This is a genomic window from Croceibacterium ferulae (assembly GCF_003660445.1).
GTDB lineage: Bacteria > Pseudomonadota > Alphaproteobacteria > Sphingomonadales > Sphingomonadaceae > Croceibacterium > Croceibacterium ferulae.
The window spans coordinates 1-4,491 of sequence record NZ_QZVQ01000031.1 but is presented as its reverse complement, the minus strand read 5'-3'; the positions used below and the strand labels follow the sequence as shown (position 1 = coordinate 4,491).

At 68.1% G+C, this 4,491-nt stretch carries 4 protein-coding genes; all 4 read left to right on the top strand.

Features of this window, described 5'->3' with window-relative positions; genetic code table 11:
• A partial coding sequence (locus D5S08_RS16255) for a VirB4 family type IV secretion/conjugal transfer ATPase (RefSeq protein WP_479680441.1) occupies positions 1-1,578 on the top strand: 1,578 nt, incomplete at its 5' end.
• Positions 1,575-2,783 (top strand): TrbL/VirB6 family protein, encoded by a 1,209-nt coding sequence (locus D5S08_RS16250; protein WP_121120229.1) that lies wholly within the window; start codon positions 1,575-1,577, stop codon positions 2,781-2,783. The genes D5S08_RS16255 and D5S08_RS16250, both read left to right, overlap by 4 nt.
• Complete coding sequence (locus D5S08_RS16245) at positions 2,780-3,592, top strand: TrbG/VirB9 family P-type conjugative transfer protein (RefSeq protein WP_121120228.1); 813 nt, start codon at positions 2,780-2,782, stop codon at positions 3,590-3,592. Before D5S08_RS16250 ends, D5S08_RS16245 begins: the two co-directional genes overlap by 4 nt.
• 542 nt (positions 3,593-4,134) lie before the next feature.
• Positions 4,135-4,491, top strand: a 357-nt coding sequence (locus tag D5S08_RS16880) for a TrbI/VirB10 family protein (RefSeq protein ID WP_162302021.1), incomplete at its 3' end; no start/stop codon positions are given.

Here is a 4,491-nt window from a genome sequence, read left to right as displayed (position 1 = left end):
TCGCTCCGCCGCCTGCGCTCCGCCGACGAGGAGGCGCAGGCTGAACGCGGCGACATGCTGGCCGCGCGCGATGGCTTGGGCAGCGGATCGGTGATCTTCGGCGACCATCATCTCAGCGTGCTGGTGCGCGAGACGGATCTCGCCCGGCTGGACGATGCGACCGCCGCGGTCGCCGCCGCGCTGGCCGATACCGGCGCGATCACCGTGCGGGAGGACACCAATTTGGAGCCCGCCTTCTGGGGCCAGTTCCCGGGCAACGAGAGCTATCTCGTCCGCCGCGCGCTGATCACCAGCGCCAACATGGCGAGCTTCGGCAGCCTGCACGGCTTCGCGCTGGGGCAGGCGGAGAACAACCATTGGGGCGATGCGGTGACGCTGCTGGAAACGACCAGCGCGACGCCGTTCTTCTTCAACTTCCACCATGGTGATCTGGGCAATTTCTCCGTCATCGGCCCGTCCGGCTCGGGCAAGACGGTGGTGATGAACTTCCTGGCCGCGCAGGCGCAGAAGTTCAGCCCGCGCACCGTGCTGTTCGACAAGGATCGCGGCGCGGAGCTGTTCATCCGGGGCATTGGCGGTCGGTACGACCGCATCCATGCGGGCGAGCCGACCGGCTTTAACCCCATGGCCCTGCCCGACAGCCCGGCTACCCGCGCCTTCCTGCGGGACTGGCTGGGCGTGCTGCTGAAGGCGGAAGGGCCGGAGGAACTGTCCACCATCGCCGGCGCGGTCGATGCTGCCTATGCCAACGCGCCGCATCTGCGCCGCCTGCGCTTCTTCCGCGAGCTGCTGTCGGGCACCCGCCGCCCGCAGCCGGGCGACCTGGCCGACCGGCTGAGTCCGTGGATCGAGGATGGCGAGCATGGCTGGCTGTTCGATAATTCCACCGACCGGCTGGACCTGTCCACCCGGGTCATGGGCTTCGACATGAGCGCGCTGCTGGAAAACCCGCGGCTGCGTACGCCCACCATGATGTATCTGTTCCACCGCATCGACGAGCGGCTGGACGGGCAGCCGACGATGATCCTGATCGACGAAGGCTGGAAGGCGCTGGATGACGAGGTGTTCGCCGCCCGCATCCGCGACTGGCTGAAAACCCTGCGCAAGCGCAACGCGCTGGTCGGCTTCGCCACGCAAAGCGCCCGCGATGCGCTGGACAGCCGCATCTCCACCGCGCTGGTCGAACAGACCGCCACCATGGTGTTCATGCCCAATGCCCGCGCCCGGGAAGAGGATTATTGCGAAGGCTTCGGCCTCACGCAGCACGAGCTCAGCCTGATCCGCAGCCTGCCCGCGCATAGCCGCGCCTTCCTGGTGCGGCAGCCCGATGCGTCGGTCGTGGTGCGGCTGGACCTGTCGGGTGCGCCCGAGGTGCTGACGATCCTGTCCGGCCGTGAAAGCACCGTACGCCGGCTGGATGCGATCCGCGCCAGCGTGAGTGACGACCCGGCCGCCTGGTATCCGCTGCTGACGAACCAGCCGTGGCCCGGCACCATGGCAGAGCCGGACTATGCCGACCTGCCAATCCCACCGCCTGCCCCCCTTCCGGCCTTCATGGCGCAGGACGCCGCGGAATGAACGCCGCCGGCCTGAGCCCGGCCTTGTGCCAGGAGGCGCTGGACGGCGTCGGCAGCGGTGTCGCCGCTTCGCTGCGCGCGGTTGATTGCGCCGCCGCCGCCACGTCGCAGGCGGCGTTCGGACGACTGTTCGCCAGTGATGGCGCGCTGCTGCCGGCGCTGACGATCCTGCTGACGCTGTATGTCGCCTTCTTCGCCTTCGGCCTGATCACCGGGCGCAGCACGCTTGGCATCTCGGCCCTCACGCCGCGCATGGTCACGCTGGGGCTGGTGCTGACCTTCGCCACCAGCTGGGCGGCCTATCAGGGCACGATGTACAATCTGGTGATCGGCGCGCCGAACCAGATCGCCAACATCCTGACCGGCACGGAAGGCTCCGCCACGACCGTGTTCGCCGACAAGATCGACGTGGTGTTCGCCGCGCTGATCCAGGCCAGCGGCGATCAGGCGATGGAGGGCGCAACCTCCACCTTTTCTCCGCCCGGCCTGCTGTGGCTGGGCGCCACGCTGCTGCTGCTGGGCACGGTCGGCCTGCTCGCCACCTGCAAGATCGCGCTGGCGATACTGATGGCGCTGGGGCCGATCTTTGTGGTGCTGGCGCTGTTCAACGGCACGCGCGGCCTGTTCACCGGCTGGCTGAAGGGCGTGGTGCTGCTGGCGATCACGCCGCTGTTCGCGGTGCTGGGGGGCTCGCTGATGCTGGAACTGGCGGTGCCGGTGCTGCGGGCGCTGACGACCGTACCGGGCGAGATCGAGCCCCGCGCGGCCATGGCCTTTTTCATGATCGGCGCGGTCCACATGGCGCTGATGATCATGGTGCTGAAGGTCGCGGGTACGATGGTTGCCGGCTGGACCGTGTTCGGCCTGGCCAGCCGTGATGCCGACAAGGGCGAAAGCGCCACCGCCGCCGCCGCCGCCGCGCGCGGCGCCGCCAGTGCGGTGGTCGCCGCCGGCCCGGCCGGTGCCGCCCGCACCGCCACTGCTGCGCCTTCGCGGGAGATCCGCATGAACGCCACCAGCGTGCCATCCGCCGCCAATGATCGCGGCGGCATCGGCACGATCTCCACGCGCGAAACCCGCATCATCGGCGCTGCGGCGACAGGCGGCAGCAGCGCCGACCCGGCCGCCCCGTCGCGTGCCCGCGGCATCGGCAGCCGGTTCCGTGCCGCGCCGCCCCGCGCCTCCAAAGCCAGGACCACACCATGATCCGCCCTGCCCTTCTCGCCGCCCTGCTTGTGGCGACCGTCCCGGCCGCCCAACCCGCCTGGGCCGAAGACCGCCGGCTGGTGGAACATTTCTACAATGCGGAAGAGGTGGTCCAGCTGCAGGGCCGCGCCAATGTGCAGGCGGTGATCCGCTTTGCCGAGAACGAGCATATCGAGAACGTCGCCATCGGCGATTCCCAGAGCTGGCAGGTCACGCCCAACAAGCGGGCCAACCTGCTGTTCGTGAAGCCGCTGGCGGACCGCGCGGCCACCAACATGACGGTGGTGACCGATAAGCGGACCTATCTGTTCGACCTCGTCGCCAGCCCCGCCAACCGCAACCCCACCTACCTGCTGGCCTTCACCTATCCGGAGGAACCGAAGGACGACGAGCCGCAGCTGGCCGGCGCTGCGCCGGCGCCGGTGCCCAATGCGCTGGAGGTCGCCGCGGTGACGGACCCCTATGCCGTGATCGATTCAGCGAGGCTGAACCGCGCCTGGCGGGCGGAGGGCGAACCGCAATTGCTGCCGCGCACGATCTATGATGATGGCGACGCCACCTTCCTCAGCTGGCCTGCCGGCACGCCGATGCCAGCCATCCTGATCCGCGATCTGGAAGGCACCGAAGGACCGGTGAACTACGCCGTGCGCGGCGACAAGATTGTGGTCGACGGCGTGCCGCGCCAGATCATCCTGCGATCGGCGAAGGATGTCGCCACCTTGTTCAACGAAGGCCCGGTGCGCACGCGCGCCGAACCCGCTGAAACAACCGGCAGCCAGGTGCTCGCCAGCACGGAGACCCGCCGATGAAACTTGCCAATCGCATTTCGCCGACGGGCTCCAACGGCAATCCGGCGCCGGACACCGACCCACGCGAGAACGCCTCTGCCGACGTGATCGACCTTGCCAGCCGCACCGCTTACCCGACAGTAGCGAACCGCAAGGGACGCTCCGACGCGGTGGGCTTGGCGGCGGGGATCGGCTTTGTCGCGCTGCTGGGCGCAGCGACCCTGTGGGGGCTTAATGATGGAAGGAAAGCTAGTCCTCCCACTTCAGCGCCAGAGATGCCGAATAATCCTGTCACGGACATACGCATCCCACCTGAGGCGATAACCCCCTTAGATGACGAATCCTTTGCCATCGCACCAGACCCTATCTCGTCGCCAGTGCTTGCGAACCCACCAGCCAGTCTGGACCAACCGCAAAACCGTTATGGCAGCCCTACCGTCGTGTTCGATGCAGGCATTTCGCCGATGACGGACACCGTAGAACCCCTCAGCGTTGCCCCCGGCAATGAGCCAATTGATCCTAATGCAAGCTTTGCTGGTGTTAGCGTGGGTGGCGGTCCGGCTGTGGCCCGCACCGATGTCGATCCGCGCACCACGGTGACGCAGGGGACCATGATCCCCGCCGTGCTGGAAACCGCGATCAACACGGATGTGCCAGGCTATGTCCGTGCCGTGGTCAGCCAGGACGTGCGCAGTTTCGACGGCATGCGCATCCTGGTGCCGCGTTCCAGCCGCCTGATCGGCCAGTACCAGTCCGGCCTGCAGGCGGGGCAGCGGCGGGCCTATGTCATCTGGACCCGGCTGATCCGGCCCGATGGCGTGTCCGTCGCACTGGCCAGCCCGGCCAGCGCGTTCGACGGCAGCGGCGGCCTGCCGGGGCGGGTCGACAACCACTTCTTCCAGCGCTTTGGATCGTCCATC

Bases quoted from the DNA above. Each gene is read 5' to 3' on its own strand.
- D5S08_RS16250 (WP_121120229.1), top strand. From the start codon at position 1,575: ATGAACGCCGCCGGCCTGAGCCCGGCCTTGTGCCAGGAGGCGCTGGAC.
- D5S08_RS16245 (WP_121120228.1), top strand. From the start codon at position 2,780: ATGATCCGCCCTGCCCTTCTCGCCGCCCTGCTTGTGGCGACCGTCCCG.